The sequence below is a fragment of the Pseudosulfitobacter pseudonitzschiae genome (assembly GCF_002222635.1).
GTDB classification, from domain to species: Bacteria; Pseudomonadota; Alphaproteobacteria; order Rhodobacterales; family Rhodobacteraceae; genus Pseudosulfitobacter; species Pseudosulfitobacter pseudonitzschiae_A.
In genome coordinates this window covers 1264724-1291410 of the sequence record NZ_CP022415.1, presented here as the reverse complement: position 1 = coordinate 1291410, position 26687 = coordinate 1264724, and the positions used below count along the sequence as shown (strand labels likewise).

Annotated in this window: 21 protein-coding genes; 9 read left to right on the top strand and 12 right to left on the bottom strand. The window is 59.8% G+C overall.

The window, feature by feature from the left end:
- Window positions 1-90: 90 nt before the first annotated feature.
- The 3 genes from SULPSESMR1_RS06185 to SULPSESMR1_RS06175 form a co-directional block, all read right to left on the bottom strand.
- On the bottom strand, window positions 91-2445 hold the full coding sequence (locus SULPSESMR1_RS06185; RefSeq protein ID WP_089420029.1) for a TRAP transporter large permease: 2355 nt from the start codon (window positions 2443-2445) through the stop codon (window positions 91-93).
- Between the two features lie 74 nt (window positions 2446-2519).
- Window positions 2520-3488, bottom strand: a complete 969-nt coding sequence (locus SULPSESMR1_RS06180; protein ID WP_089420028.1) for a TRAP transporter small permease subunit — start codon at window positions 3486-3488, stop codon at window positions 2520-2522.
- A 136-nt stretch (window positions 3489-3624) separates the two neighbouring features.
- Window positions 3625-4713, bottom strand: coding sequence for a TRAP transporter substrate-binding protein (locus tag SULPSESMR1_RS06175; protein WP_089420027.1), 1089 nt, complete (start codon window positions 4711-4713; stop codon window positions 3625-3627).
- Window positions 4714-4953: 240 nt separating this feature from the next.
- Here SULPSESMR1_RS06175 and SULPSESMR1_RS06170 point away from each other — a divergent pair, with 240 nt between their 5' ends.
- The 4 genes from SULPSESMR1_RS06170 to ilvN all read left to right on the top strand — a co-directional run bounded on the left by SULPSESMR1_RS06170 (window position 4954) and on the right by ilvN (window position 9718).
- A complete protein-coding gene (locus tag SULPSESMR1_RS06170) occupies window positions 4954-6432 on the top strand; it encodes a cache domain-containing protein (protein ID WP_089420026.1) in 1479 nt (492 codons plus the stop codon).
- Entirely contained in the window at window positions 6429-7085 is a 657-nt protein-coding gene (locus SULPSESMR1_RS06165) for a response regulator transcription factor (RefSeq protein ID WP_089420025.1), read from the top strand. The genes SULPSESMR1_RS06170 and SULPSESMR1_RS06165 overlap by 4 nt, the downstream gene beginning before the upstream one ends.
- Window positions 7086-7393: 308 nt before the next feature.
- The gene (locus tag SULPSESMR1_RS06160; protein ID WP_089420024.1) at window positions 7394-9145 is read left to right on the top strand and encodes an acetolactate synthase 3 large subunit; all 1752 of its coding nucleotides are present in this window, start codon (window positions 7394-7396) and stop codon (window positions 9143-9145) included.
- Between the two features lie 12 nt (window positions 9146-9157).
- Window positions 9158-9718, top strand: a complete 561-nt coding sequence (gene ilvN / locus SULPSESMR1_RS06155) for an acetolactate synthase small subunit (protein WP_089420023.1) — start codon at window positions 9158-9160, stop codon at window positions 9716-9718.
- An 86-nt stretch (window positions 9719-9804) separates the two neighbouring features.
- On the opposite strand, the gene SULPSESMR1_RS24935 is transcribed toward ilvN, so the two are convergent.
- A complete protein-coding gene (locus tag SULPSESMR1_RS24935) occupies window positions 9805-9984 on the bottom strand; it encodes a hypothetical protein (protein ID WP_157728975.1) in 180 nt (59 codons plus the stop codon).
- Between the two features lie 224 nt (window positions 9985-10208).
- On the opposite strand from SULPSESMR1_RS24935, the gene SULPSESMR1_RS06145 reads away from it, so the two are divergent.
- The 3 genes from SULPSESMR1_RS06145 to SULPSESMR1_RS06135 all read left to right on the top strand — a co-directional run bounded on the left by SULPSESMR1_RS06145 (window position 10209) and on the right by SULPSESMR1_RS06135 (window position 12474).
- A complete protein-coding gene (locus SULPSESMR1_RS06145) occupies window positions 10209-11006 on the top strand; it encodes a helix-turn-helix domain-containing protein (RefSeq protein WP_089420021.1) in 798 nt (265 codons plus the stop codon).
- A 101-nt stretch (window positions 11007-11107) separates the two neighbouring features.
- A complete protein-coding gene (locus SULPSESMR1_RS06140; protein ID WP_089420020.1) occupies window positions 11108-12262 on the top strand; it encodes an aromatic ring-hydroxylating oxygenase subunit alpha in 1155 nt (384 codons plus the stop codon).
- Window positions 12259-12474 (top strand): hypothetical protein, encoded by a 216-nt coding sequence (locus SULPSESMR1_RS06135; protein ID WP_089420019.1) that lies wholly within the window; start codon window positions 12259-12261, stop codon window positions 12472-12474. Before SULPSESMR1_RS06140 ends, SULPSESMR1_RS06135 begins: the two co-directional genes overlap by 4 nt.
- Window positions 12475-12493: 19 nt before the next feature.
- On the opposite strand, the gene SULPSESMR1_RS06130 is transcribed toward SULPSESMR1_RS06135, so the two are convergent.
- From SULPSESMR1_RS06130 to SULPSESMR1_RS06110, 5 genes are all read right to left on the bottom strand, one after another.
- The gene (locus SULPSESMR1_RS06130; RefSeq protein ID WP_089420018.1) at window positions 12494-13915 is read right to left on the bottom strand and encodes an amidase; all 1422 of its coding nucleotides are present in this window, start codon (window positions 13913-13915) and stop codon (window positions 12494-12496) included.
- Between the two features lie 145 nt (window positions 13916-14060).
- Complete coding sequence (gene prfB, locus SULPSESMR1_RS06125; protein ID WP_089420017.1) at window positions 14061-15185, bottom strand: peptide chain release factor 2; 1125 nt, start codon at window positions 15183-15185, stop codon at window positions 14061-14063.
- 106 nt (window positions 15186-15291) lie between these two features.
- Window positions 15292-17781, bottom strand: a complete 2490-nt coding sequence (locus SULPSESMR1_RS06120; protein ID WP_089420016.1) for a penicillin-binding protein 1A — start codon at window positions 17779-17781, stop codon at window positions 15292-15294.
- A gap of 111 nt (window positions 17782-17892) precedes the next feature.
- Window positions 17893-19110 (bottom strand): N-acetylmuramoyl-L-alanine amidase, encoded by a 1218-nt coding sequence (locus SULPSESMR1_RS06115; RefSeq protein WP_089422182.1) that lies wholly within the window; start codon window positions 19108-19110, stop codon window positions 17893-17895.
- Between the two features lie 96 nt (window positions 19111-19206).
- Window positions 19207-20349, bottom strand: a complete 1143-nt coding sequence (locus SULPSESMR1_RS06110; RefSeq protein ID WP_089420015.1) for a pyridoxal phosphate-dependent aminotransferase — start codon at window positions 20347-20349, stop codon at window positions 19207-19209.
- 68 nt (window positions 20350-20417) lie between these two features.
- Between SULPSESMR1_RS06110 and SULPSESMR1_RS06105 the strand changes: the two genes are divergently transcribed.
- Both SULPSESMR1_RS06105 and SULPSESMR1_RS06100 read left to right on the top strand, forming a co-directional pair.
- Complete coding sequence (locus SULPSESMR1_RS06105; RefSeq protein WP_240311225.1) at window positions 20418-21734, top strand: M48 family metalloprotease; 1317 nt, start codon at window positions 20418-20420, stop codon at window positions 21732-21734.
- Window positions 21735-21737: 3 nt separating this feature from the next.
- Window positions 21738-22487 carry a DsbA family protein gene (locus tag SULPSESMR1_RS06100; RefSeq protein WP_089420013.1) on the top strand — a complete coding sequence of 250 codons (750 nt, stop codon included), beginning with the start codon at window positions 21738-21740 and terminating at the stop codon, window positions 22485-22487.
- A gap of 189 nt (window positions 22488-22676) precedes the next feature.
- On the opposite strand, the gene ispG is transcribed toward SULPSESMR1_RS06100, so the two are convergent.
- The 3 genes from ispG to hemA all read right to left on the bottom strand — a co-directional run bounded on the left by ispG (window position 22677) and on the right by hemA (window position 26485).
- Window positions 22677-23801: a flavodoxin-dependent (E)-4-hydroxy-3-methylbut-2-enyl-diphosphate synthase gene (gene ispG / locus SULPSESMR1_RS06095; RefSeq protein WP_089420012.1), complete on the bottom strand. Its 1125-nt coding sequence runs from the start codon at window positions 23799-23801 to the stop codon at window positions 22677-22679.
- Between the two features lie 111 nt (window positions 23802-23912).
- A complete protein-coding gene (locus tag SULPSESMR1_RS06090) occupies window positions 23913-25133 on the bottom strand; it encodes a helix-turn-helix domain-containing protein (protein WP_089420011.1) in 1221 nt (406 codons plus the stop codon).
- Between the two features lie 116 nt (window positions 25134-25249).
- Complete coding sequence (hemA, locus tag SULPSESMR1_RS06085; protein ID WP_089422181.1) at window positions 25250-26485, bottom strand: 5-aminolevulinate synthase; 1236 nt, start codon at window positions 26483-26485, stop codon at window positions 25250-25252.
- Window positions 26486-26687: the final 202 nt, after the last annotated feature.

Genomic DNA, 26687 nt, shown 5'->3' with positions numbered 1-26687 from the left:
AGAGCCTCCAGCGCTTGCCTCACCCACCCACACACGAAAAAGGGTACATCCCGCAGGACGCGCCCTTTGTTCATTTCCATCCGGCCCCGATCAGCTCGGGATCAGATCCGGCACGATGGTCACAATCGCAGGGAAGAACCACAAGATTGCCAGCCCCAGCACTTGGATCAGCACAAAGGGGATGATGCCACGATAGATGTGACCGGTGGTGACCTCTTTGGGGGCCACCCCGCGTAAATAAAACAGCGCAAAGCCGAAGGGCGGCGTCAGGAACGATGTCTGCAGGTTCACCGCAATCATGATCGTCACCCATTTCGGATCAAAGGTGCCGCCATAGATCACCGGCCCCACGATCGGAATGACGATGTAGATGATCTCGAGGAAATCGAGAACAAAGCCCAGAACGAACAGCACCAGCATCACCAGAAGGAACACCTTGATCTCGTTGTCAAAGGACTTGAGGAACATCTGGATGTAGTGTTCGCCGCCAAAGCTGATGACCACAAGGTTCAGAAGCTGGCTGCCGATCAGGATGGTGAACACCATCGAGGTTACTTTGGCCGTCTCGCGTACGATGGGCGTCAGAACACCGGATGTGTACAAGACCCAGCAGCTGAACAGCAGGCCGAACAGCGCATAAAGATAGGCCGCATAGGCCACGATAAAGGCAACCCAGCTTTCGAACGACACGTCGTCGGTGTTGATCCGCAGGTCGAAATTCACACCGACAAGGATGCAGACCAGAATGGCCAGCGTCGACCAGATGATCACCTTGGGGCTGCGATCGACGTCGGTCAGCTTGCGATAGGCCGCCAGCATGATCGCACCGCCCGCCCCCAGCGCCGCTGCGGGCGTCGGGTTGGTGATACCGCCAAGAATCGAGCCCAGCACCGCGACAATCAGAACCAGCGGCGGGAACACCACGCGGATCAGTTCATTTTTGGAACAGCTGATCACCCCGTGATAGCACCCGTAAAGCACTGTGGTGAAGGGGATCGCCATCAGCGCAACATAGGTCCCGGACGAGGTGCGCGGACCGATCAGCAGGATGTCGACCAGCAACACCAGCACCGCACCGATGGCACCAACCACCAGCGGGCGCTTATCCCTCGACGGTGCGACGCCACGCGCTGTGGTCAGGATCAGGCCGGTCAGGATCAACAGGATCGCAGTGCCGGTGCCGATGGGGGCTGCGTTCACGACTTTGGCGTCGACGGCCTCTTGCAGCGCTTCGGGTGTCAGACGCTCGGAGGCTCGCAGGCCACCGGCGGCGTCAATCTCTTGCTGCTGTGCGACGGCTGTATCCCATTTCGACTGGCCGTGCAGGTCGATCATCGACGCTTTGCACTCCGCTGAAACATTGGTCCGCAGCGACGCGCCTTGTTCGATGTCCGAAAAGGACGAGACGGTCATGTTTTGCGATCCGACAATGCCCACGTTGGCCAGCAGGATCGTACCCACCACCATCAGGATCGGCGCGCCCAGGAACCACGTAAAGCCTTCGCTGCGGGTGATCGGCTCGGAGCTGGACGTTCCCATTGGCACAGCGGGGGCTTTTTCGGGGTTCAGCAACGCATAGACAAAGGCATAAAGCGCATACATCAAAGCCAGCAGGATGCCCGGCAGCAAGGCCGCCTGAAACAACGTACCCACGGACAGAACCGCAGGCTTGCCCAGAAAGCTCAGCGCGTCGGTACAGCCCGCAAGCTGGGCGCGTTGCTCTTGTGCGGCCGAATACAGATCGCCCGCCAGCGTGCCCAGCAGAACGATCACGATTGACGGCGGGATGATCTGCCCCAACGTACCCGATGCAGCGATAACACCTGTGGCAATCTCGGGCGAATAGTTATGGCGCAACATGGTCGGCAATGCCAGCAGACCCATTGTCACCACGGTCGCACCCACGATCCCTGTGGACGCGGCCAGAAACGCACCCACAACCACGATCGACACCGCCAGACCACCCGGCAGCGGGCCAAAGACCCGCGCCATCGTCGTCAGCAGATCATTGGCGATCTTAGAGCGTTCCAGCGTAATGCCCATCAGAACGAACATCAGCACCGCCAGCAGCGTTTCAATCGACTGCCCCGCCAGAACCCGTTCATTCATACGGTTCACGATGAACGATACGTTGCGGTCCATCGCGGTTTCCCAACCTTGGGGGAACACCGATTCAGCCATGCGCGGCAAGTCGGGATAGCGGAAAATGCTGATTGAATCCGCCTTGACCCCGCTGTTGACCAGATCGCGGTAGGCCGCGCTGGACTGGTCAATCGCCTGATGGATCAGCAGGCCCGCGCTGTCCAGCGCGGCAATGATCCCGAACGAGATGATACCAGCCCCGCCGATCGCAAAAGCCACCGGAAAGCCCGACAGGATGCCGCCAAACAGGCAGACAAAGACGATGATCAGGCCAATCTCGACGCCATCGAGTCCAAACAACATGATATTCTGTCCCTAATCTTTGCGTGCAGGCCGTGTGCGGCCGTCATTATTGTGTATTGCGATGGGGGCGCACATCAGTGCGTGCCCTCATATGCTTCTTCGCCGGCACCCAGGCTGTCGCGGTCCATGTATTTGCCTTCGGACTCCTCGCCTTCGCGCATCTCGCACCAGCTGCGGTAGAATGTTGCAACCGCCTGCAACATCACCATTGCGCAGAACCCGATCAGCAGGATTTTGAACAGGAAGTAGCCGTTAAAGCCGTTGGGCGAAAAGCCGATGGTCTCGACGTTCCATTTCAGGATGCGTGCCTTGCGCAGCAACAGCTCCAGATTGTCCGAGGCCGAGGGGTTCGGCGTGACAAGGTGGCGCCAAAGAAAAAACCAGCCGTACATCCACGTGATGATCGCAAAGGGCATCATGAAAAAGGCCGCGCCAAACATGTCGATGATCTTTTTGGTGCGGAACTTGGCACCCGCATAAAACAGGTCAACCCGTACGTGCCCGCCCTGAACAAAGGTATAGGCCACACAAAGAGTGACCACCAAAGCATTGTAAAGCTTAAGTTCTTCGCCAAACCACGAGATGTCGAACTGCATCGGAATACCAAAGCCGATCGAAATATCGGGCCGCGTAAAGATACGCTGCATGAAAACAATTACGATCTGTTGCAGCACCATCAACAGACCCGCCCATGCAAAGAAGCGGCCCACCGTGTTGTTGAACCCTTCGATGACGCGCACACAGCCCCACATGAAACCACGGTGCCAGAGACCAACGACTGTGATGATGATCAGCAACAGGAACGCTACAAAAAACAGCTCGACCGATCCGCCGTAGTAGATAAAGCGCATCATCGCCTGCGGGTCAGTCCAGTTCAGCCACATGGCCGGATTCAGCAGGGCCGCAAATACGTTGTAGACCGCCTCAAGCAGGTTGCCAAAAATGAACTGTATCAGTCCGCTGTCCTGAAATTTATCGAGACAGCCAAGCTTTGCGCCCTCTGCCGCCCGGAAAAATCCCTCGCAGGTCACGTCGTTTTCCATTTCATCCCCTCCCCGTATGCGTGCCGGACGTGTCGCCGGATTTGCACAGTTGCCCTATTGGCCTGTTCCGACAAGCCACATGCAGTGCGGGGGCCGCGCATGTCGCACGGCCCCCTTTGGTCTGTTGATCTGTCGCTTAGCCTTGGTTCAGCACGCGCTGGCGCTGTTCAACATAGAAGGCGTCCGATTTTTGCAGCCATTCGGCCGAAGATCTCAGCGACTCTTCAAAGCTGTTGCGGATGTCGGCGAACAGGGTGTCGTCCATGTTCTCGTCCATCACCTCTTTCGAGGCAGCGCCGAATGCGTCCCAGACGTCGTCGGGGAACTGCATGGTTTTCACACCCTGCTGCTGCAAACGTGCCAGCGCCGCACCGTTGTTGGCCAGTGTTTCGGCCAGACCGGTGTGCGTTGTCGCCATCGCGGAATATTCGATGATCTTCTGCTGGGCCGGTGTCAGTTCGTTGAACACGTCCAGATTGACCGATGCGGTCAGACCCGAGCCCGGCTCGTGGAAACCGGCGGTGTAGTAGATTTTCGCAACTTCCTGGAAGCCTGCGCGTTCGTCCGCGAACGGGCCAACCCACTCCAGACCGTCCAGCGCGCCCGAGGACAATGCCTGATACAGCTCGCCACCCGGGATGTTCTGAACCGAGGCGCCCAGTTTGCCCAGCACCTTGCCACCCAGACCGGGCATACGGAATTTCAACCCGTTGAAGTCGGCAGCCGAGTTGATTTCCTTGCGGAACCAGCCACCGGACTGCGAGCCCGAGTTGCCGGCAAGGAACATCTTCATGTTGAAGATTTCACCGATCTGATTGTGCAGTTCGTGGCCGCCACCGTGCAAATACCAGTTGGTCAGCTCTTGGGCGGTGCCGCCAAAGGGCACAGCCGTGAAATAGGCCAGACCGGGGTGCTGGCCGATAAAGTAATAATCAGCCGCGTGATAGATGTCGGCCTGTCCCGAGGACACAGCGTCAAACACTTCGAACGCGCCAACCAGCTCGCCGGGGGCTTTTTTCTCGATGGTCAGAGTGCCATCGGACATCTCGTCAACCATAGTGTTGAAATAGGTTGCCGCATCATCCAGCACGGCAAAACCGCGTGGCCATGAGGTCACCATTGTCAAAGTACGCTTGCCTTGCGCGTAAAGCGGTGCGGCCAGCGTGGTTGCGGCGGCGGCGGTACCGCCAATCGCGGATGTTTTCAGAAATGAACGACGGTCCATTAGAACTCCTCCCAAAGTTTATATGACGACCACTCGGCTATGGGTGCAGGTGGTCGTTTCAGTGGACGTCACACTAAGCAGCCGCGCAACAAATGGAATACCAAGTACTGCGTAGCCAAGTCTTTTGACCTGTCAAAAACCTGTCCCAGCGGTCTTTTTTTGACGTTCAAAGCGCATCGCGGGCCGCGTTCGGTGCCCTGCCCTCTATGATTTCAGCCTCAAACGGCTTATCGAATCACCATGCAGCGTCTTTGGTCCCGTCTCACCTTCAGCTATGCGCAGAAACTGTCGCTGGTCGCGGCGATTCCGTTGGTTCTGGCGATGGCCGTGATTGCCATATTGGTGACGGTGCAGGCGCGCGCGCTGGCCGATCGTGAAATTCTGGCCCTTGAAAACCAGTTGATCCGGGCAAAAAAGGCCGAACTGCGCAACTATGTGACCCAAGCGCGCAACGGATTCTACTTTATCTATGGCAGCGCGGCCCCCGATGACGACGCGGCCAAGAAACGTGTCAAACAGATCCTTGCCGCGATGATCTATGGCCGCGAGGGTTTCTTTTTTGTTTATGACTATGACGGCACAAATCTGGTCAGCCCGCGCCAGACCGACCGGATCGGCCAGAACTGGATGGACGAGACCGACGCCGAAGGCACGCCGGTTGTCAGCGAACTGATCGGCATCGCGCGTCAGGGCGACGGGTATCTGACACATCTGTGGCCCAAGCCGTCAACAGGAGAGGACGCGCGAATGATTTCCTATGTTACCTCCTTTCCCAGCTGGCAGTGGGCCGTGGGCACAGGCGTGTTCATCGACGACGTGCTGGCCACCACCGCCGCCGCCCGTGCCGAGGTGGAAGCGCGGGTACAGCGTACATTTCTTTATATAACCGCGATCACATTGCTGTCGGTGTTGTTGGTGTTCGGATCGGGCATGCTGATCAACATCCGCGAACGCAGGCTGGCAGATGCCAAGCTCAAGCGTCTGACCCAGCGGGTGTTCGACGCGCAGGAAGAAGAACGTGGCCGTGTGGCGCGGGAACTGCACGACAGCATCAGCCAGATCCTTGTGGGTGTCCGCTTTGCCCTTGATGTCGCGCGGCGGCGACTGAAATCCGGTACGGCGGACACGGCAGAAACCTCGCTGGACCGCGGCATCGAAAATCTGGCCACCGCCATTTCGGAAGTGCGCCGCATCAGCCGCGACCTGCGCCCCGCCGTGCTGGACGATCTGGGCCTTGGCCCCGCGCTGAAATCCCTGACCGCCGACTTTCAGACCCGCACCGGCGTCGAAACCACATTCAACACTGTGGTTTTCCGCAACCGGCTGGACCAGAACGCCAAGATCGCACTGTATCGCATTGCCCAAGAGGCATTGACCAACATCGAACGCCATTCGGGTGCCACCCATGTTACCGTGGATCTGCGTGGCCACCGGCGCGGGGCGACGTTGCGCATTGTCGACAACGGCTCTGGCATCCGGCGTGAAACCCGCAGCGACCAGCGCGGTATCGGCTTGCGCAACATGCAAGAGCGTGTCGAACAACTGGATGGCACCTTGCGTATCCTGTCATCGCGGGGCAATGGCGTAGCCGAAGGTGCAACATCCGGCACGGGCACCATTGTCGAGGCCACCGTTCCGCTGACCCACCTGCTGCCACCCGATCCGAAATCGGGCACAGACACCTCCACCGATCCCAAACCGCAAAAGATGCAAGCATGACCGAAGATACTCCACTGCCCCATCCCATCCGCGTTTTGGTGGTCGACGATCACCCGATGGTCGCCCAGGGCATCCAGTCCATTCTGGAAAGCTATGACGACCTGTTGGTGGTTGGCACGTTGGGCAACGGGCGCGAAGTGATCGACCAGATGGACGCGCTGAAACCCGACGTGATCCTGATGGACCTGAACATGCCGGAAATCGGCGGCCTGACCGCCACCGAACTGGTGCTGGAACGCAACCCCGACACCGCCGTTCTGATCCTGTCGATGCACGACAGCCCCGAATACATCGCCTCGGCGCTGGACCACGGCGCGCGCGGCTATGTGCTCAAGGATGTGCCGACGGAAGAAATCAAAGACGCCATTGACGCGGTGATGCGCGGCGAACGCTATCTGTGTACCGGCGCACAAGGCTCGATCGAGCCGAAACCGGGCGACATCCGGTCGGCACTGACGGGGCGCGAGCAGACAATCTTGCTGCAACTGGCCCAAGGAATGACAAACAAGGACGTGGCGCGCGATCTGGATATTTCGGTGCGCACCGTCGAGACCCACCGCAAGAACATCAAGCGCAAACTGGGCATCTCCAGCACCGCCGGTCTGACGCGCTATGCGATGGAGCACGGCGTTCTGCAAGGCACCGGACGTTGATATGACGGCGATTCCCTGCGCCAATTTGCGCTTGTGTCGCGAAATTCCGAAGGCGCGTAATAAAATGTCGCGAAAAACCCGCTGTGCGACACTTTTTTCTACCGTTTGACTGTTGACGGCCTTGGACCCCGCTCATAATGTCCCAAAACGCACTTGAGAGGACCCAAGACATGCTAGATGTCGTCGTCATCGTAGGATCAACGCACATGGGCCGGTAACGGTAGACCAGAATTCGACCCATGTGCCCCCGCCAAAAACGGGGGTTTTTTTATGTGCGCAAGACAGTATGGCGTAACCGGAGTAGAGCTATGACACGTCAAATGAGCGGTGCAAAGATGGTGGTTCAGGCCCTGATTGATCAGGGTGTGGACACGGTATTCGGGTATCCCGGTGGCGCCGTCCTACCGATTTACGACGAGATTTTTCAGCAAAACTCGATCAAGCACGTTCTGGTGCGCCACGAACAAGGTGCCGTGCATGCCGCCGAAGGCTATGCGCGTTCGACCGGCAAGCCGGGTGTGTGTCTTGTGACATCCGGCCCCGGTGCCACCAATGCGGTGACCGGCCTGACCGATGCGTTGCTGGATTCCATCCCGATTATCGTTCTGACCGGACAGGTGCCGACCTTTATGATCGGTTCGGATGCCTTTCAGGAGGCCGACACCGTCGGCATCACCCGCCCCTGCACGAAACACAACTGGCTGGTGAAAGAGACTGAAAAGCTGTCGGGCGTGATCCACGAGGCGTTCCACGTCGCCATCTCGGGCCGTCCCGGGCCGGTTCTGGTGGATATTCCCAAAGACGTGCAATTTGCCTCTGGCACCTATACCGCGCCCAAGCCGTCGCAGTCGCATTATCAACCGGTCGTCAAGGGCAACATGGAAGAGATCACCGAACTGGTGGCCGCCATCGAGGCTGCCAAGCGTCCGGTGTTCTATACCGGCGGCGGCGTCATCAACTCTGGCCCTGCGGCCTCGCAATTGCTGCGCGAACTGGTCGAGGCCACAGGCTTTCCGATCACCAGCACCCTGATGGGTCTGGGCGCCTATCCTGCGTCGGGCGGCAAGTGGCTGGGCATGTTGGGCATGCACGGGCTGTACGAAGCCAACATGGCGATGCACGGCTGCGATCTGATGATCAACATCGGCGCGCGGTTCGACGACCGCATCACCGGCGTGCTGGACGCATTTTCACCTAAGTCGATCAAGGCGCATATCGACATTGATCCATCGTCGATCAACAAGGTGATCAAGGCCGATATTCCCATCGTGGGCGACGTGGCCCATGTGCTGGAAGACATCCTGAAGGTCTGGAAATCGCGCGGTCGCAAGACCAACAGCGAAGGCGTGGCCAAGTGGTGGAAACAGATCAACGAATGGCAAAAGGTCGATTGCCTGAAATTCAAACAAGAAGGCAAGGTGATCAAGCCGCAGCATGCTCTGCAACGGCTTGAGGCGCTGACCAAGGACCACGACCGCTACATCACCACCGAAGTGGGCCAGCACCAGATGTGGGCGGCGCAATACCTGAACTTTGAAGATCCGAACCGCTGGATGACCTCGGGCGGTTTGGGCACGATGGGCTACGGTTTCCCCGCCTCGATCGGCGTGCAGATGGCCCACCCCGAGGCGCTGGTGATCAACGTCGCAGGCGAGGCCAGCTGGCTGATGAACATGCAGGAACTGGGCACCGCGATGCAGTTCAACCTGCCCGTCAAGCAGTTCATCCTGAACAACGAACGCCTGGGCATGGTGCGCCAGTGGCAGGAGCTGCTGCACGGCGAACGCTATTCGCATTCATGGTCCGAAAGCCTGCCTGACTTCGTGAAACTGGCCGATGCGTTCGGCGCCAAGGGCATCCAGTGTTCGGACCCCGACGATCTGGACGATGCGATCATGGAGATGATCAACTATGACGGTCCGGTCGTATTCGATTGCCTGGTCGAAAAGCACGAGAACTGTTTCCCGATGATCCCGTCGGGCAAGGCGCACAACGAAATGCTTCTGGGCGAAGCCGACACCCAAGGCGTGATCGACGCCAAGGGTTCGGTGCTGGTGTAAAGGAATACGGATATGTCAGCTCTAAAAATCAAAAAAGGCGCTACCAGCCATTCGGCCTATAACCTGCGGCCCAACTTTTCCGATGTCGAGGAACGGCACACGCTGGCCGTTCTGGTCGAAAACGAACCGGGTGTTCTGGCGCGGGTCATCGGGTTGTTCTCGGGGCGTGGCTATAACATCGACAGCCTGACCGTGGCCGAGGTGGACCATACCGGTCACCTGAGCCGGATCACCATTGTCACCACCGGAACGCCGCAGGTGATCGAACAGATCAAGGCGCAATTGGGTCGCATCGTACCGGTGCACACTGTCAACGATCTGACCGTCGAGGGTCCATCGGTCGAACGCGAACTGGCGATGTTCAAAGTGTCGGGCGGCGGTGAAAAACGGGTCGAAGCGCTGCGGCTGGCGGATATTTTCCGTGCCAACGTGGTCGACAGCACCCTGACCAGCTTTGTGTTCGAGATCACCGGCGCGCCGGAAAAAATCGACGCTTTTGCCGAACTGATGCGGCCTTTGGGGCTGGTCGATGTGGCGCGCACCGGCGTTGCGGCGCTGTCGCGCGGCGACTGACGCCACCGAACGGGGCCAGCCCCTGCCCTACAAAAAACCCTCGGGTACCGGTTTGCGCTGTTGCGTGACCGGCCCCTACCACAACACTACAAAAGCGTTGCGTTGCAGGTCAGTATCAACACGTCGCGGATCTGGATGTTGCGCCGCGGCACTTCGCGCACATCAAAGAACCCAGCCCCCAAACGCGCTGTCTGTTGATGCAAGCCGCCGGACCGCCCTGCGCGTCGCACCGGATCACGGCAATGCCGCCCATCGCAGCGCGCCACCACACCGATCCGACAAACCCTGCAAAAAAATTGCGCCTGACAACCAGTTTGGCAGCTTTGGATTCAGTTGTGGGGCCAACAACCATTGCATTTTGTATCATCCGGCGTATCGTCTGGCGGCACAACCGCGTCAGGTCTGATGCTAAACGGCGTCAATTCCCACGTCATGCGTGTACCAACTCTACTCCACTACCGTTTTAAGCGCATTCACATAAGGCATCTGGATGACCTATCTCGACCGATCACCCGTCGAATTGCGCAATATGTTCGGCGCAAATCTTCGGATTTTGGCGCAAAGCTTTGCCTCGATCTCGGAACTGTCGCGGCAGTTGGGTGTGAACCGCACGCAATTCAACCGCTATCTGTCGGGAGAGAGCTTTCCGCGCCCCGATGTTCTGGCCCGTATTTGCAACTTTTTTGGTGTCGATGCCCGCGTTTTGCTTGAACCCCTGAACGAAATCGGCCCCGACCGCAAAAGCCTGCATGACCCCTATATCGAGAGTTTCCTGGGGGACGCGGCTGTCGCGGTCCCCGAAACCCTGTTTCCCTCGGGTTTTTACCGGTTTTCACGCCGCAGCTTCATCCAGCAAGAGCGGTTTGTTGTCGGTCTGGTCCATGTCTGCCGCAGAAACGACGCCACCTTTCTGCGCGGGTTCGAGCCGCGCGCGGCGCTGGCCTCTCAGGGTTTGGCGCAGGACAGCATATCGCGCGAGTTTCGCGGGCAGGTGATACGGCAGGATGACGGCGTATCGGCGGTGATCGCGCGTCGGGGTGCTATGACCTGTTCGTTCAACTTTCTGGCGCGTGAAGCGTCCTTCGAGAACAACTTTTGGGTCGGCTACGTCGCCCGCACCATCCGCGAGACCGTTTCAAGCAACCGTATCGAACGTGTCGTCTATGAACATCTTGGCGCCGATTGGCGCAAGGCGCTGGCCTGTGGGCGCACAGCAGGGTTTTGTGACGTCGAAGATCTTTTGCCCTTTCACCAAAGATTGCTGCGCCATACCGAACCGTTCCACTGACGGCGCGTATGTCGCCCGCAGAAAACCCCTGTCGCTGATGCGCATACAGACACGGGCCATTTGGCCTATGACTGTTGCATCAGACCAAGGGAAACTGCCCGATGACCCACACAAACCTCGACGCGGTCCGCCGCCCCTTGGATCAGGCAAACGGCCTGCCCAACGCCCATTATATCGACCAGCGTGTCTTTGACGAAGAGCGCACCGCCGTTCTGTCTTCGGGCTGGGCCGGTCTGGCCGTGGGCGCAGATGTGCCAGAAATCGGGGATGCGGTCCCGTTGACGTTTCTGGGCATGCCACTGCTGGTCGTGCGCGACCGCGCAGCACAGGTACGGGTGTTCCAGAACATCTGCCGCCATCGCGGCATGATCCTTGTCGATGCCCCCCGCAAGATCGAAGGGGCCATTCGCTGCCCCTATCACAGCTGGTGTTACAGCACCGATGGCCGACTGGTCAGCACCCCCCATGTGGGCGGACCGGGGCGCAACACCCACGCGGGCATCGACCGCGCGTTGCTGGGTCTGATCGAAGTGCGCAGCCATGTGTGGATGGACGTGATCTGGATCAACCTTTCAGGTGATGCAGCCCCCTTTGCGGTGCACAACGCCAACCTGCTGGCCCGCTGGGCCGAGTTTGACCAGCCCCTGCACCACGGCGGTGCCGACAGCCGCTTTCAACTGACGGTAAATTGCAACTGGAAGCTGGCAGTCGAAAACTATTGCGAAAGCTACCATTTGCCTTGGGTCCACCCCGGTTTGAACAGCTATTCGCGGCTTGAGGATCATTACCATATCGAAGCACCTGATTCATATTCCGGTCAGGGCACGCTGGTTTACCGCCAGATGTCCGGCGAAGATGGCCAGCGGTTTCCCGATTTCGATGGGTTAAGTGCCAAATGGGACACCGCCGCCGAATATGTCACCGCCTATCCCAACGTGCTGTTGGGCGTACACCGCGACCATACCTTTGCGATCATTCTGCTGCCGGAAAGCACGGAAAAGACAACCGAAAACGTGCATATCTATTATGCCCAAGCTGAAACCGACCCTGCCCTGCGCGCGCGCAATACCGCACAATGGAAACAGGTGTTCGAAGAAGACATTTTTGTTGTCGAAGGCATGCAGCGCGGCCGGCACGCGCCCCAGTTCGACGGCGGCCGGTTCTCGCCTGCGATGGATGGGCCGACGCATATGTTCCACGCATGGGTCGCCGGACAGCTAGAGGCGCATCGCGCGGGGCAAATGGCGGCGGAATGACCGATCTGAACGCCCAACTTCTGGCCGCCCATGCGGCGGGCGACCATCGTGCGCTGGTGGATCTTTATGCGCGTGCGGCTGATGGCGCGCAGAATGTTGACGCCGCCTGTTTCTTTCTCACGCAGGCCTATGTCTTTGCCTTGGAACAGAACACGCCGCAGATCAGCGCCCTGCGCGCGCGACTGGCCGCCGAGGGGCGCGAGCCGCTCTAGCGCCTTTGGCGTCACGTCCCTAGCCCAGATGCGGGCGCCGCGCGTTCGGCCAATCCGTCGCCAGATGCCACGCCTGCGCCACCCGCAACAGCGCTGCATCGGCCCCGCGCTTGCCGATCAGTTGCAGACCCGCAGGCGTGTCATCCGGTCCGCCAAAGCCCACAGGTACATTGACCACCGGCAGACCCAACAGCGACGCCGGCACCACCACCTGCATCCAGCGGTGATAGGTATCCATCTGCACGCCTGCAATCTCGCGCGGATAGTCCCATGTCACATCAAACGGCCAAATCTGTGCCGAAGGCAGCGCCAGAACATCATATGTTTCAAAGGCTTTCACGGCGGTCTTGAACCAGTTGCTGCGCACAACACTGGCCGCGTGAACCTGCATCCCGGACAGCGCCATGCCGCGTGCGATCTCCCAGCGGGCGGTGTCCTTGAGGTATTCGTGCTGGTCGGGATCGGTATAGAGTGCGGCCAGTCCTGTCCCCACCTGCCACGACCTCAGTGTGATCCAGCTGTCCCACATCGCGTCGGAATCAAACAGCGGGGTCTGCTCGGTCACATGTGCGCCCAGCTCTTCCATCTGCTTCAGGGCATGCTGCGAAATGTCCTGAATGCCATGATCCATCGGCAGTGCGCCGCCCCAATTGCCAAGCCATCCGATGCGCACCCCATCCATACCGCCCGCAATCTGCGGCAACGATGCGGCCTGTGCCAGCTCGTGCGGCTGACGCGGGTCCGGCCCTGCCATCGTGTCCAGCAATGCCGCAAGGTCAGAGGGGTTGCGCGCCATCGGGCCGTTGGTGGCCAGTTGGTGCAGGAAATTGTCACCCTCGGGTTCGGACGGGACCAGCCCCCACGTGGGGCGCATCCCGTAGACGTTGTTCCACCCCGCCGGATTGCGCAATGATCCCATCATATCCGACCCGTCGGCCACAGACAGCATCCCGCAGGCCAGCGCCGCCGCCGCCCCGCCAGATGAGCCGCCTGCCGAACGTCCATGCGCATAGGGGTTGTGCGTGGCCCCGTGCACCGGATTGATGGTGTGCGAGCCAAGGCCGAACTCGGGCGTGTTGGTTTTACCGATCACAATGGCACCGGCAGCCCGCAACCGCGCCACCATCACATCATCTTTTGCCGCCACCTGCCCCGCAAACAGCGGCGACCCCATCGACGTGGGCAGCCCTGCGGCGTTGGCCAGATCCTTGATGGCAATAGGCATCCCGTGCAGCCATCCGGTGCGCGGTCCTTCATCGGCGGCCTTTGCTTCGGCCATCAGTGCATCTTCATCGCGCAGCGACACGACGGCATTAACTGTCCCGTTCACGTCCGCGATGCGCTGCACCGTTGCCTGCATCAGATCGGTTGCGGTCATGGCACCCTTGGCAAGTGCACCCGATTGCGCCAAAGCGCCTTGGAAAAGAATATCATCTGTCATGGCTGCAACTTTGCCGCAGCCATGCGCAGGTTCAAGTGGAATACGTAGCCTCAGGCAAGAAACTGGAAATCAGCCGCCCAGCCATCTTCATAGATGCCTGAACGGGCAATCCCACCGGACCAAAACATGGACCCGCACTGAATACTTAGTCGCCTTGCGCTTCCGACCGGCTTTTGCCGCTGACGTTCAGCGCAAGTGTGGCGCCCATCAGACCGTCCAGATCGCCGTCAAGAACGCCTTTGGTGTCCGATGTTTCGTAGTTGGTCCGTAGGTCTTTGACCATCTGGTAGGGCTGCAAAACATAGCTGCGGATCTGGTTGCCCCAGCCTGCGTCGCCCGCGCTTTCGTGAACTTCGTTCACCAACGCCGACCGCTTGTCCAACTCCATCTGGTACAGACGCGATTTCAACGCTTTCATGGCGATGTCGCGGTTCTGGTGTTGGGACTTTTCCGATGACGTCACCACGATCCCTGTGGGGTGGTGGGTGATCCGCACAGCCGAATCCGTTGTGTTGACGTGCTGACCACCGGCGCCCGACGACCGGTAGGTGTCGATGCGAATATCGGAGGGGTTCACTTCGATCTCGATGTTGTCGTCGACCACCGGATAAACTTTGACCGAGGTAAAAGAGGTGTGCCGCTTGGCGGCAGAATCAAAGGGCGAGATACGCACCAGACGGTGAACGCCGCTTTCGGATTTCAGCCAGCCATAGGCGTTGTGGCCGGTGATTTTATAGGTGGCCGACTTAATCCCCGCCTCTTCGCCTGCGCTCTCGGCGTTCAGTTCGACCTTATAGCCCTTTTTCTCGGCCCAACGGACGTACATCCGCGCCAGCATCGACGCCCAATCACAGCTTTCGGTACCGCCCGCGCCCGAGTTGATCTCGAGGAAGGTGTCGTTGCTGTCGGCCTCGCCGTCCAACAGTGCTTCCAATTCTTTTTGCGCGGACTTCACCGCAAGGGTCTTGAGCGCGGATTCGGCGTCGCTGATGACCTCTTCGTCGCCTTCCATCTCGCCCATCTCGATCAACTCGATGTTGTCGGCAAGATCCTGTTTGATGCTTTCGTAGGTGTCGATGGCATCGACCAGCGACTGACGGTCGCGCATCAGCTTTTGTGCGGCTTCGGGGTCGTCCCAAAGGTTTGGATCCTCGACGCGGGCGTTGAATTCTTCCAGCCGGTATTGCGCAGTTTCCACGCCCAGACGCTGCCCCAGCAGCTCCAGTGATTTTTCGATCTCGGCAACGGTATTTTGGGCCTCGGCGCGCATCGGCTCGTGTCCTTCGGGATGGTGTTGAAATGCGGGTGTAAACCAGCGCAGGACAGGCGGCAAGCCGTCGGATGACGACTGCGCCGCTGTGCTGCGTGTTATCGGGCTAGTACAGTCCGCCCGAGCTAAGCGTGCCGAAGTTTGCCTTTGGTCCCACGGTGGCCTTTTTGCCGGTGGATGTGGTCACTTCGCGGCCCGTGGCGCGGCCCACTTCTTCGACCAGCGGCAGATCGGCGCCCATTGCAAAGCCGCCGTCGAACATCAAGCCAAAGAGCGGCTCTTCACCGTCACGGAAATATTCGGCCACCACGCTTTCACCTGACGCATCGTCACTCAGACGTGCGCCGGTAAAGCGGTCGATCTTGATAAAGTGGCCACCGGGGGGCACGTCGAAATCGCCGCCGCCGTATTTCTTGGTGGCCTCAAGCATAAAGCGCTGGAACACGGGGCCGCACATGCCGCCACCCGACGCGCCGCGCCCCATATCGCGGGGCGTGTCAAAGCCGATGTAGCAACCCGCAACGATGTTGCTGGTAAAGCCCACGAACCACACGTCCTTGTTGTCGTTGGTCGTGCCGGTCTTGCCCGCTGTGGGCACCGGCAGGTTCACGGTGCGCGCAGCAGTGCCGCGTTCGACCACGCCGCGCATCATCGACGTCAACTGATAGGCGGTGATCGGGTCCATCACCCGCTCGCGGTTAGAGGCAATGCGCGGGCCATATCCGGGGTCCAGACTGGCCAGTTGGCAATCGGCGCACTGGCGTTCATCGTGACGGTAGACGGTCTTGCCATAGCGGTCCTGCACACGGTCAACCAGCGTGGGTTTGACCCGCTCGCCACCGTTGGCGAACATCGCATAGGCCGCAACCATCTGGTACAATGTAGTTTCTTGCGACCCCAGCGAGTTGGCCAGAAACTTGCCCATCTGGCCGCGGTCGTAGACGCCAAAGCGTTCGGCATAACTGGCCACGGTTTCCATGCCGACCTCTTGGGCCAGACGGATGGTCATCAGGTTTCGCGACCGTTCAATTCCGGTGCGCATGGGGGTCGGGCCGTAATACTGGTTCGATGCGTTCTTGGGGCGCCACATCCCTTGCGGCGTGTTGATCTCGATCGGGGCGTCGACAATGATCGTCGCGGGCGTATAGCCGCTGTCGAGTGCTGCCGCATACACAAAGGGTTTGAACGAAGACCCCGGTTGGCGCTTGGCCTGCGTGGCGCGGTTGAAGACCGAGTTTTGATAGCTGAACCCGCCCTGCATGGCGATCACGCGACCGGTGTTGACGTCCATCGCCACAAAGCCGCCCTGCACCGCAGGCACCTGCCGCAGCGACCAGCCACCGTCGCGCTGGCGCACATGCACAACGTCGCCCACGTCAAAGTTGGCGACAAAATCGCCCTTGAGCCATTTGATATCAGCGCGCGGCACCTCTCCGATGCCCTGCCCTTCGATCCCCAACACAATGCGCTGGTCGCCGACTTCGCGCACCACGGAAGGATACCAACGGCCATTCAGGTCAATGTCACGGGCAACGGTGACGTCGTTCAACGCCTCTTGCCAGCCGTCACCTGTAGCGATCTGCGGGTCGATCTTTTTGCCGGTGCCGCGCCATGTGGATCGGCTACGGTCATAGTTTTCCAGCTCGGTGCGCAGGGAATCGGCGGCAATGGGCTGCATTTCCTGATCAATGGTCGCGCGCACGGTCAGGCCGCCGGTGAAAAACTCGCCTTCGCCGAAGTTCTCGGACAGTTGGCGGCGGATTTCGTCGGTAAAATAGTCGCGCGGGGGCAGCTCTTCCTTGAAGCTTTCAAAGTCGCCGTTCTGCACCGACCGCAGCGGCTGCCCGCGTTCGGAGTCATAGACGGCTTGGGTCAGATAGCCGTTGTCATGCATTTCTTTAAGAACGTAGTTCCGGCGCGCCAGCAGACGGTCCTTGCGGCGCACGGGGTGATAGTCCGATGGCGCCTTGGGAAGTGATGCCAGAAACGCCGCTTCATGTGGGGTCAACTCGCCCAGCGTCTTGTTGAAATAGGTCTGGCTGGCCGCAGCCACACCATAGCTGTTCTGCCCAAGGAAAATCTCGTTCAGGTACAGTTCCAGAATTTTTTCCTTGTCCAACGTCTCTTCGATGCGAGAGGCCAGTATAATTTCCTTGATCTTGCGTTCCGCCTGACGGTCGCCCGACAACAAGAAATTCTTCATCACCTGCTGGGTGATCGTCGAGGCACCGCGCACGTCGCGCCCGCGCGAGCGCACAGCGTCAATCGCCGCCGCCGCAATGCCGCGCAGGTCATAGCCTTCGTGGGTATAGAAATTCTTGTCTTCGGCGCTGATGAATGCCTGTTTGATCAGATCGGGAATGGTGTCCGCAGGGGCAAACAACCGCCGTTCACGGGCAAATTCGTCAATGATCTGACCCTGACCGCTGTAAATACGGCTGATCGTGGGTGGCGTATATTGTGCAAGGCTTTCGTGGCTGGGCAGATCGCGGCCATAAATATAGAAAATCGCGCCGACGCTCAGCGCAATTGCAAGAAGACCCATCGTCAGGGTCGTAAAGATACCGCCGAAAAACGACAGGATAAATCGGAACACGCGGGCGTCCTTTATGAAATCTGCTCAGGGCGCTGTTATAGGGCACGCCCAGCAGCGGGTCAAAACACGTCTGGGTGTCATAATGGCATATTTACGCTTACGCTGCCCTGCCTATTGGCGCACCAAGGGACGCTGAGCCAGATCGGCAGTGCGCCAGGCCAGTATACCATCCGCAATCGCCGATGCCATAACCGCGCGCCAGACCGGATCGCGCAGATTGGCCAAGTCACGTTTCGAACTGAGAAATCCGACCTCGATCAAAATCGACGGCACATCGGCGCTGGTCAGCACGGAAAAGCCTGCCTGCCGTGAGGGGTGTGCGTTCATCGGCCCACCGGCAGCTTGCATCGCGCCGATGATCGTAGCGGCGGCCTGATCGGAACGCGGGGCTGTTTCCTGACGGGCCAGATCCAGCAGCACACCAGCCACTTCGTCGTCGGCCCCGTTCAGATCGGCACCGGCCAGAATGTCCGCGCGGTTGTGCTGGGCGGCCAGTTGCGCGGCGGCCTCGTCGCTGGCGTCATCGGCCAGCGTATAGACAGTGGCACCACTGGCACCGCCCTCGCTGAGAATATCGGCGTGCAGCGAGATGAACAGATCGGCATCCGCCGCATGGGCCACATCCACCCGTCCCGGCAGCGACACGAACTGATCTATGGTGCGCGTCAGAACGACATCCGCCTGCCCGCTGCGGCGCAGCGCCTCGGCCAGCGCTTGCGCCATTTTCAGCATGATATCCTTTTCCTCGATCCCGTCGCGCACCGCGCCGGGATCAACGCCGCCATGACCGGGATCAATCACCACGACAAAGCTGTTGTCGAACTTGGGTAAGACGGGAGGTTGCGCGGCCTGTGTGGCCCAAGCAACATCCTTGGGTGAGCCTGCTCCGGCACCAAAGGCTTCGGGGGCGACACCCTTCAGGGCAACGCTCAAGGTGGCGATACCTGTGCTTTCGTCCACTTTCATTTCGATTTCCGACGGCAACAACGGCTCGGCCATATCCATCACCAGCCGCGACCAGCCGGGACGGAACGGACCAAAGCGCACCGCAGTGATCTTGCCCGCTTCGGGCAACAGGGTTTTGGCGTCGACACCGGACCAGTCGGCCTCGCGGAAGTCGATGACCAGACGCTTGGGATTGTCGAGATGAAACACCCGAAACGGCACGCCCTGACTGAGAGCGATGTTTAATGTGGTGTTGCCGAACCAGCCATCGGAAATGTGGCTGCGCTGGGGGTCAACCCGCGCCAGCGCTGTCAGTTCTTGTGCCCCCGCGCCCGACACACCGGACAGAACCAGCGCACATATCACCATGATCACATACCGCATACTGCCCGTTCCGCCCTTGGTCTTTTCCGGAATGTTTTCCGTGGTGCTTCTGGTCTTGCAAAGACAATATCGCAGCCACCGCGCAGGGGCCATAGTTTACCGCGCGTCCATGAACGCCTTGAGCCGCGTCAGCCCTTCGGCAATGTCCTCGGTGCTGCGGGCATAGGAAAAGCGCAAAGTGTGGCGGCCACGCAGCGGGTCAAAATCCAGCCCTGGTGTTACGGCGACGCCAGCGCGTTCCAGAATTTCGGCAGCAAAGGCACGGCTGTCGTCGGTCAGATCGGACACATCTGCATAGACGTAAAACGCCCCGTCAGGCGGTGCAATCTTGGTGAACCCCGCCTTGGGCAGCCCATCAAGCATCAGCACGCGGTTGGCGCGGTAGACGTCCATATTCACCTGCAACTCATCATCGCAATCCATCGCCGCCAGTGCGGCAACCTGCGCCGCATGGGGTGCGCAGATGAACATATTCTGCGCCAGCCGTTCGACCACGCGCACATGATCCTCGGGCACCACCATCCAGCCCACGCGCCATCCCGTCATCGAGAAATACTTGGAAAACGAATTGATGACATAAGCCTCGTTGGTCAGTTCAAGTGCTGTGACCGCCTTGGCCTCGTATTCGATGCCGTGGTAAATCTCGTCGCTGATGAACGACGCGCCCTTGGCGTGGGTCGCGTCGATCAGCGCACCCATCGCCGCATGATCCAGCATCGTCCCCGTGGGATTGGCGGGCGAGGCCACCATCAGCCCCGCAATGTCCATATCCGCAAAATCCGCTGGCACCGGCTGGTAGCGGTTCTCGGGTGCAGTGGGCAGATCGACCGCCTGCAAATCCAGCGCGCGCAAAATCTGGCGGTAGCTGGGATAACCCGGCGCGCCAATCGCCACGCGGTCGCCAGTGTCGAACAGCGCCGTGAACGCAAGGATAAAGCCCCCTGACGATCCCGATGTTACCACCACACGGGACGGATCAAGATCAACGTTATACCACTCGCCATACATCCGCGCGATGCGCGCGCGCAGCGCAGGCAGCCCCAGCGCCACGGTATAGCCCAGCGGGCCGTCGTTCATCGCCCGCGCCAGCGCATCAGTGGCAGCGCGCGGCGCACCTGTGCCGGGCTGACCGACCTCCATGTGGATGATGTGACGGCCTGCATCCTCGGCGGCGCGGGCGGCCTCCATCACATCCATCACGATAAAGGGATCAACGGCGCTGCGTCTTGAGGTTTTCATCACTTGTCTCCTATGCTGCGCACATGGTGGGTTCGCACGCTTTTCATAGGGCTTTGCCCCTGTCGTCAATGGGGGCAATTGTCCTGACGCTGGTCATGTTGCTGGCGCAGCCTGCCCGTGCGATCGAATTGTTGCGCGATGCGGATGTGGAATACGGGCTGACGCAACTGGCCGCGCCCATCCTGCGGGCTGCGGGCCTTAGCCCGGCGCGGATCAAGATTCTGGTGGTCAATGACGGTGGGCTGAACGCCTTTGTGGTCAGCAATGATGTGATTTTTGTCAACCACGGCCTGATCAACCGCGCCACCTCTGCCGAAATGTTGCAAGCAGTTCTGGCGCATGAGGCCGCGCATATCGCCAACGGCCATATCACCCGCCGTATGGTCAACTACGGCAATGCCCGCACCATCACGGGGCTTGGCCTTGCACTGGCGGCGGTCGCGGCAGCGGCTGGGGGCGGTGAAGGGGCGGTGGGTCTGGCCATCGGTGCGCAATCCTCGACGCAACGCGCATTTTTGAAACACACCCGCGCAGAAGAAGCATCGGCAGACCAGTCCGGCGTGCGGTTTATGCGTGCCGCAGGGGCCGACCCGCGCGGATTTCTGGAAATCATGCAATTGTTTCACGGGCAGGACGTGCTGGCCGAGCGGCGTCAGGATCCATACGTGCGCTCGCACCCGCTGTCGCGCGACCGGTTGCGCGCGATGGAGGCCTATGTGGCGGCCTATGGCACCGATGTTGGACCCAACCCGACCGCAGCCTATTGGTTCGCTCGCGTCAAAGGCAAGATCAGCGCCCACACCCGCGCACCCAAATGGACGCTGCGCCGCACCGGCGAAAGCGGCTATAAAGACGTGGGATATCTGCGCGAGGCGGTGGCGGAAGCGCGCCAGTCGCGCACCAAACAGGCCCTGCGCGCCATCGACAATGCCATCGCCGTGCGCCCTACCGACCCCTTTTTTCATACCGCCAAAGGCGACATCCTGATGGACACCCGTCAGTTTCAGGCGGCTGTGTCTGCCTATGGGCGCGCCGTGAAACTGGCCCCGCGCGACGCACTGGTGCTGGCAGGTTATGGCCGCGCGTTGCTGGCCACGGGCAATATCACATCTGCACGCACGACACTGGAACAGGCACGCAGCATTGATTTTCGCGACGGCATTATGCTGCGCGACCTGTCTGTGGCCTATGCCAAATCCGGCCAGACCGGGATGGCCGCATTGGTCACCGCCGAACGATACGCGCTTTCGGGCCGGATGGAAGATGCAGGAATTCACGCCAAACGTGCCAGCGCGCTGCTGGACACCGGATCTGGCCCTTGGCAACGGGCACAGGATGTGCTGATTGCCAGTGAACGCGCTGAAAAACGCAAAAAACGGAGATAATCCATGACGCTAAACCGCTTTCTTGCCGCTGCTGCGGCCTCTGTCACGCTTGCCATGCCAGCGGCTGCCTTCGACGTCTCGGCCATGACCGACGGCGAACGCAGCGCCTTTGGCGCAGAGGTGCGGGCCTATTTGATGGAAAACCCGCAAGTGATCATTGACGCGGTCAACGTGCTGGAACAACAGCAAGCGATGGCGCAGGTTCAGGCGGATCAGACGATGGTGTCGGACAATGCCGACGCGATCTTTGACGACGGATTTTCATTTGTCGGCGGCAACCCCGACGGCGACATCACACTGGTCGAATTTCTCGATTACAAATGCGGCTATTGCAAACGCGCCCACGGCGAAGTGGCCAAGCTGCTGGAAACAGACGGAAACATCCGCCTGATTGTCAAGGAATTCCCGATCTTGGGTGAACAATCCCTGCTGGCCTCACGCTTTGCCATCTCGACGCTGATGGTCGAAGGCCCCGACGCCTATCACGCGGTGACCGACGCCCTGATGACCATGAACGGCGATTTGAGTGTGCCGGTGATGAGCCGTCTGGCCAATACGCTGGGCTATGATGCCGATGCCATCGCCAAGGGCATGGACGCCGACGAGGTGACCAACCGCATCGCAGCTACACGCGAACTGGCACAGCGTTTGCAAATCACCGGCACGCCCACTTTCGTCATGCACGACGAAATGCTGCGCGGCTATTTGCCCTATGACCAGATGATGCAACTGGTTGACGAAAAACGCGGATAAACCGCAAACTTGATCGCTCGAACAACGATTTCTACCCTCAACGCCGTTTACGCGTTGGGGGTATTTTTATGCGGCGATTTATTCCGACTTCGGCCACCGCATTGTTTATCCTGACGTCGTGGGCGACAGCCGATCCGCTGCCAAAACCACTGGAACGCCAGCGGCAGGCGTCGTGACGCCAAGGCGCGGTTATTCGGCGGCCTGCGCCTCGGCGGCGGCCAGTTCTTCGGCCTTTTTCTCGACCTGCTCGACGATGTGTTCGATCATCTCGGCGTTGGACTGTTTGTGGCTTTGTTTGCCCGCCAGATAGACCATCCCTGCCCCGTTGCCGCCGCCGGTAAAACCAACGTCGGTCATCAGCGCCTCGCCGGGGCCGTTGACCACGCAGCCGATGATGCTGAGGCTCATCGGGGTTTTGATGTGGGCCAGACGGTCTTCCAGAATTTCGACGGTTTTGATCACGTCAAAGCCCTGACGCGCGCAGCTGGGGCAACTGATGATGTTCACGCCACGGTGGCGCAGGCCCAGCGATTTCAGGATTTCATAGCCGACTTTCACCTCTTCCACCGGATCGGCGGACAGGCTGACGCGGATCGTGTCACCGATGCCCATCCACAGCAGATTGCCCAGACCGATGGCCGATTTGATCGTGCCCGACGTCAACCCGCCCGCCTCGGTGATACCAAGGTGGATGGGTGCATCGGTGGCCTCGGCCAGCTTCTGATAGGCGGCAGCAGCCATAAAGACGTCGGACGCTTTGCAGCTGATTTTGAACTCGTGAAAGTCGTTGTCTTGCAGGATCTTGATGTGATCAAGGCCGGATTCCACCATCGCGTCGGGGGTCGGTTCGGCATATTTGTCCAGCAGGTGCTTTTCCAGACTGCCCGCGTTTACGCCAATGCGGATCGAACAATTGTTGTCGCGCGCGGCACGGATTACTTCCTTGACCCGCGCTTCGGACCCGATGTTGCCCGGATTGATACGCAGACAGGCGGCGCCCGCCTCGGCGGCCTCGATGCCGCGTTTATAGTGGAAATGGATGTCCGCGACGATCGGCACCGGCGAATTGGCGCAGATCTCTTTCATCGCGCGGGCGCTGTCTTCGTCGGGGACGGAAACGCGCACGATGTCCGCCCCCGCCTCGGTCGAGGCTTCGATCTGGGCCAGCGTGCCAGCCACGTCGGTGGTCAGCGTGTTGGTCATGGTCTGCACGGTGATCGGTGCACCGCCGCCCACGGGCACATTGCCTACCATGATCTGGCGGCTTTCACGGCGGTAGATATTGCGCCATGGACGGATGTGATTCAGCGACATGTCGCGCCTCTTTCGGCTATCGGTTCAGCGACAGACCTAAGCGCTGCGCACGCTCTGCGCAACCATCAGCCGCAGGCCACACCCGCGACTGTGATTATTTGTCCGAAAGGGTCAGTCAGAAAGAACGGTCGCCGCAGTCGCACTGGCCTCGGCATAGCGCACAAGGCCGGAGTCCGTGGACACATCGACCGGCAAATAGGTTTCCTGCAAGCCCGCGATTTCCAGCGGCAGGTTCGACGTAACCGCGCCATTGGCACCAACGGGCCCGTAAAATTTGCCGTTCATCGCAAAATAAATCGCACCGCTTTCACCGGTGCGCAGCACCGGCGGTTCTTCGGTGGCGGGGGCTGTCCATGTGTCACCGGGTTGCATCACGGTTTCATAGATCACGGTGCCATCGGCCCCGCGCACACGCACCCAAGAGGGGCGCACGGCAACCATTTGCAACACGGGTGCTTCGTTTTCAACCACTTGCGGTACGGCAGGCACCTCGGCCTTCAGCGGCTCGGCCCCTACGACAACGGGCGCTTCCAGCCCCGGTGTCTGGGCAAAGTTGCCGACCGAACGCGGGTCGATCGTGGCAATCGGTGCATCGCGGGCCACCAGCACCGGCACATCCAGCGCCTGCGGGCGATACAGACGGTCCAACGCGTCGATGCGCGGGGTGTCCAGCGTCGAAGGTGAATTTTCCTCCGCACCGTCAAAGCTGGGCTGTTGCACAACGGCACCCTGCAACGGATCAAGATCCGACAAAACAACAGGCGTCTGGTCAACGGGCGAGACCTGAACGCGCTGCACTTCTTGCAAGACCGAATAGCCGCCAAAACCGATGGCGCTGATCAATGCGATCAAAACCAGCGAAGAACCGATGGCACCGGGTTCGATTCGGCTGAAAAACCCCTCGCCCGTGGGCACGAAGGGGGTGTTGGGTGCGGAAAAGATATCTTTGTTGCCACGGTCGCGCGACAGGCGATCCTCGCGGCTGGGCTTTTTGACAACGGACGCCTCGGCAGACATGCCGTGTGCCACGGTAAACCCGCTTTCGGTGCAAAAGGCCGAAAAGGCGCGGTCGGGGTCCATATCCAGATAGCGTGCATAGGAGCGCACATAGCCTGCGATAAAACCGGGTGTATCAAATGCACTGGGATCGGTGTTTTCGATCGCCGCGATATAGCTGGCTTTGATCCGCAGTTCGCGCTGCACGTCCAACAGCGATTTGCCCAGCGTGGCACGTTCGCCGCGCATAACATCGCCAAGGCGCAATTCAAAATCGTCAAAGCCTTTCGGCTCTGCGTTTTGTTCAATGATCTTGGGAGTTTTACGCCCGATCATACCTGTGCCCCGTGTTAACCGTTTCTTGGAACCAATACGCCGCACCCGATTCGACGCAGGTTTGTTGTTAAACACAGCTTAACACATGGCAATCTTAAATTCACCTACTCGTGATATCAGGCTGATAGTTCGGCGCGATTCAGCGCACAATGCGACCACAAGCCGTCCATTGCCCTGACCAGTGCATCCAGTTCACGCGGACCATGCACCGGCGACGGTGTAAAGCGCAAACGCTCGGTTCCACGGGGCACGGTGGGATAATTGATCGGCTGGACATAGATACCGTGATCTTCCAGCAGCATGTCACTGAGCAGTTTGGTGTGTACAGGATTACCCACCATCACCGGCACGATATGGCTGCCATGATCAATGATCGGCAGGCCCAGCCCCTTAAGGCGCATCTTGAGAATACGCGCCTGCAACTGGTGCGCCTCGCGCAGTTCGGGCGCGGTTTTCAGAAAGGCGACCGATGCCGCCGCCCCTGCCGCGACCGCAGGCGGCAGCGACGTGGTAAAGATGAACCCCGGCGCATAAGAGCGGATCGCGTCGCACATACGCGCACTGGCGGCGATATAGCCGCCCATCACGCCATAGGCTTTGGCCAGTGTGCCGTTGATGATGTCCAGACGGTCCATCAGCCCGTCACGCTCGGCCACACCGGCACCGCGTGGGCCGTACATGCCCACCGCGTGTACTTCGTCGATATAGGTCAGCGCCCCGAATTCGTCCGCCAGATCGCAGATCGCTTCGATCGGACCAAAATCGCCATCCATCGAATAGATCGATTCAAATGCGATCAGCTTGGGCGCAGCCGGATCGTCGGCCTCGAGCAGTTCGCGCAGGTGCGCGACATCGTTGTGACGGAAGATACGCTTGGCCCCGCCATTGCGACGCACGCCTTCGATCATGCTGGCGTGGTTCAGCGCGTCGGAATAGATGATCAGACCCGGAAACAGCTTTGGCAATGTGCTTAGCGTGGCGTCATTGGCAATATAGGCGGATGTGAACACCAGCGCCTGTTCCTTACCATGCAGATCGGCCAGTTCGACCTCGAGCCGCTTGTGATAGACAGTGGTGCCGGAAATATTGCGTGTCCCGCCCGACCCCGCGCCAGTGGCCTCGATCGCCTCGTGCATCGCAGTCAGAACAGCGGGGTGCTGGCCCATACCCAGATAATCGTTGCCACACCATACGGTAATGTCCTGTTCGGACCCGTCGGGGCGCGTGCGCACAGCATGCGGGAACTGGCCGTTGCGGCGTTCGATATCGATGAAGGTGCGATAGCGGCCTTCTTCATGCAGGCGGTTCAAAGCAGCATCCAGCTGCGCGCCATAGTCCTTGGTGTGATCCACGAAAGGAAACTCCTGGTCGTCGGGACGGCGATACACTAGGTGATCATGCCCCATAAGTCGGGTATTTGGAACGATTATAGATTACCGCCCCCGGTTTCAACTCATATGCCCTGCGCACGATGTCGCAGCATTGATCCAGATCAAGTTGCATCAATGGCCCGTCAGCGGGCGTAAAAGTAGGGTTTCCCTGACTGTGCGCCAA